Origin of the sequence: Streptomyces sp. NPDC005808, from assembly GCF_042871385.1 — a bacterium.
GTDB lineage: Bacteria > Actinomycetota > Actinomycetes > Streptomycetales > Streptomycetaceae > Streptomyces.
In genome coordinates, this window is the sequence record NZ_JBIAIK010000041.1 from 1 (window position 1) to 3511 (window position 3511).

Sequence of the window (3511 nt, forward strand, 5' to 3'; positions counted from 1 at the left end):
CGCCGATGGTACTGCAGGGGGGACCCTGTGGGAGAGTAGGACGCCGCCGAACTATTTTTGGAGAATGCCCCCGTACCGGGAAAACGGTACGGGGGCATTCTGCGTTCAGGGTCGCTTCGTTTTAATGTTGCAGCATGCGCTATGAATTGATCATCTTCGACAACGATGGCGTCCTCGTGGACAGCGAGCCGATTTCCAACGCACTCCTTGCCGCATACCTCACCGAGCTCGGGCATCCCACCTCGTACGAGGAGTCCCTCCACGACTACATGGGCGCCGCCATGCACCGCGTACACGACCTCGTCGAGGAGCGCACGGGGGAGCGGCTGCCCGCGGACTTCGATGATGTCTTCCATGCTCGCGTCTTCGCCGCCTTCGCGCGGGAGTTGGAGCCGGTTCCGGGTGCGGTGCAGGTGCTGGAGAAGCTGGCCGCGGACGGGGTGCCGTACTGCGTGGCGTCGTCCGGGAGCCATGAGCGGATTCGGGTGGGGCATCGGAAGACCGGGCTCGACCGGTGGTTCGACGAGGGGCGTGTCTTCAGTTCGCAGGATGTCGGGCGGGGGAAACCGGCGCCGGATCTGTTTTTGTACGCGGCCGAGCGGATGGGCGTAGCGCCGGAGAAGTGTGCCGTCGTGGAGGACAGCCCGCTGGGGGTGAGGGCGGCCGTCGCGGCAGGGATGGATGTGTACGGGTTCACGGCCATGACGCCCGCCGGTCGGCTTGTGGGGGCCACTCGTCTCTTCTCCTACATGGATCAGCTGGCTGAGCTGCTTGTATGACCGCAGACGGTGGTGGGTTGCCGTCGGGCGTCCCTGTCTTCCAGCAGTGGCGGGTCGGGCCGTACGGAAGAGCTGAGCAGAATTCATCTTCGGTTGGATCTACCCACGGGTAGGCAGGGGCCCTACGCTCGCGGCCATGACAGATGTGCTGCGGCGCGGTAGGGCCTCGCTCGCGTTCAGCTTCTTCGCCCAGGGTGTCGCCTTCGCGTTGCTCGTGACGCGTATCCCCGCGATCCAGGACCGCTACGGGATATCCGACGCGCTGCTGCCCGCCTTCCTCGCCGCCGTGCCGGTGCTGGCCGGGGTCGGGAGTGTGGTCACCGAGAAACTGGTCAAGCGGGTGCCGCCCAGTCGCGTACTGAGGTGGTCCCAGCCCGTCGTACTCCTTGCTCTGCTCGGCGTCGCCTCCGGTGACCATGTGGCCGAGTTGGCGGTGGCGCTCGGCGCCTTCGGGCTTGCGGTCGGTGCGCTCGACGCCTCCATGAACATGCTCGGGGTGAGCCTCCAACGGACGTACGGGCGCAGCATCATGCTCGGGTTCCATGCCGTGTACAGCCTGGGCGGGATCATCGGGGCCTCGCTCGCGTGGGCGGGGGCGCACTGGCATCTGTCGCTGTTCGTGTTGTATCTGCCGGTCGTGGCGGTCCTGCTGCCGGCGGGCTTTGTCGGTAGCCGGTGGTACGTCGATGGGGGCGTCGGAGGCGGAGCGGTTGGAGCCTCGGGCGCGAAGCAGGAGGCCGGCGAGGCCGGTCCTGTCGTCTTCAAGCTGCTGCTACCACTGTGTCTGGTGATGACCTTTGCCTACATCGGGGACTCGACCGTCTCCAACTGGAGCGCGAAGTATCTGCAGGATGTGCTGGGCAGTTCGGAGCAGCTCTCGACCGTTCCGTACAACGTCTACATGGTCACGACGCTGCTGGGGCGGACGGTCGGGGACTTCGGGGTACGGCGGCTGGGGGCCGTGGCGGTCGTGCGGGCGGGGGCGGTGGTCGCGGCGCTGGGGTTCGGTGTAGTGGCAGCGGCGCCGGGCGCCTGGGTGGGGATGGTCGGGTTCACCCTGTTGGGGCTGGGGCTGTGTGTGATTGTGCCGCAGACGTTCGCGGCCGCTGGGCGGCTCTTTCCAGGGGCTTCGGATACGGCCATCGCGCGGCTCAATATCTTCAATTACGTGGGGTTCTTGATCGGTTCGCCCTTGGTCGGGGCGCTGGGGGACGTCTGGAACTACCGGGGCGCCATGCTCGTCCCCATGGTGCTGGTTCTGCTGACCTTGAGGTACGCCCGGTCGTTCGCCGTTGAACCGGACCGATACGGTGAAGGGCATGAGCGGCCGCGCACAGCTGATGTGGGACGAGGCAGTAACGGGCTATGACTTCGGTCCGGACCATCCGATGGATCCGGTCCGGCTGGTGCTGACGAGGAAGCTCGTCGACGCGTTCGGGCTCGATCGCGACGTGGATGTGGTCGCGGCGAAGCCGGCCGGGGATTCGACGTTGCGGCTCGTGCACCGTGAGGACTACGTGGAGGCGGTCAAGGCCGCCTCCGTGGATCCGGAGGCTGCCGACCCCTCGTACGGGCTCGGGACCCTTGACGATCCCGCTTTCGCCGGGATGCACGAGGTGTCCGCGATGATCGCGGGGCAGTCGGTGGGCGCGGCGGAGGCGGTGTGGCGCGGGGACGCGGTGCACGCGGTGAACTTCGCGGGAGGGCTGCACCATGCGATGCCGGGGGGTGCGTCCGGGTTCTGCATCTACAACGACGCGTCGTTGGCTGTCGCGCGGCTGCTGGAGCTGGGGGCCGAGCGGGTCGCCTATATCGATGTGGACGTGCATCACGGGGACGGAGTGCAGGCGGCGTTCTGGGACGATCCGCGGGTTCTGACGATCTCGCTGCACGAGCATCCGCGGACGTTGTTCCCGCAGACGGGGTGGCCGGAGGAGACCGGGGGCGACAGCGCGGAGGGGGCCGCCGTCAACGTCGCGCTGCCTGCCGGGACGGGGGACGCGGGATGGCTGCGGGCGTTCCACTCCGTGGTGCCTGAGCTGATCGCGGACTTTCGGCCGCAGGTGCTGGTCACCCAGCACGGGGCCGACACGCATTTCGAGGATCCGCTCGCTCATCTCGCGGTGTCGCTGGATGCGCAGCGGGCTGTTCAGGTCGCCTGTCACGAGTTGGCGCACGAGTACGCCGAGGGGCGGTGGGTCGCGCTGGGCGGGGGCGGGTACGCGGTGGTGGATGTGGTGCCCCGGTCCTGGACGCACTTGGTTGCCATCGCGGCGGGGCGGGAGATTGCGCCCGAGACGGTGGTTCCCGAGGGGTGGCGGCAGGAAGTGTTCGCTCGTACGCGGCAGTTGGCGCCGGGGCGGATGACTGATGGGCGGTGGCCGGTGTCCTGGGCGGGCTGGGAGTCCGGGTATGACCCGGCCGATCGGCTGGATCAGGCGGTTCTGGCTACTCGGCGGGCGGTGTTTCCGTTGCGGGGGTTGTTGCCGTAGGTGGGGGTGGGGGTGAGGGCCTTGGTTTTTCGCCCCCTCCGCCCCTGCCCGTCCCTTGTTCCGGGGGGGGGGGGGGGGGGGGGCCGCCCCCCCCCCCCCCCCCCCCCCCCCCCCGCCGGCGCCGCGGCCCCCGCCCCCCCCCCCCCCCCCCCCCCCCGCGGCGCCCCCGCGCCCGCCCCCCCCCCCCCCGGCGGGGCCCCCCCCCCCCCGCGGGGGGGGGGGCCCGCCCCCCCCCCCCCC

At 69.6% G+C, this 3511-nt stretch carries 3 protein-coding genes; all 3 read left to right on the forward strand.

Going from position 1 to position 3511, the window contains the following annotated elements; translation table 11 throughout:
- The first annotated feature begins 134 nt into the window (after positions 1–134).
- On the forward strand, positions 135–779 hold the full coding sequence (locus tag ACFYPC_RS36960; RefSeq protein WP_391891730.1) for an HAD family hydrolase: 645 nt from the start codon (positions 135–137) through the stop codon (positions 777–779).
- 136 nt (positions 780–915) lie between these two features.
- A complete protein-coding gene (locus ACFYPC_RS36965) occupies positions 916–2148 on the forward strand; it encodes an MFS transporter (protein ID WP_391891731.1) in 1233 nt (410 codons plus the stop codon).
- Positions 2099–3271, forward strand: coding sequence for an acetoin utilization protein AcuC (locus ACFYPC_RS36970; RefSeq protein ID WP_391891732.1), 1173 nt, complete (start codon positions 2099–2101; stop codon positions 3269–3271). The genes ACFYPC_RS36965 and ACFYPC_RS36970 overlap by 50 nt, the downstream gene beginning before the upstream one ends.
- Positions 3272–3511: the final 240 nt, after the last annotated feature.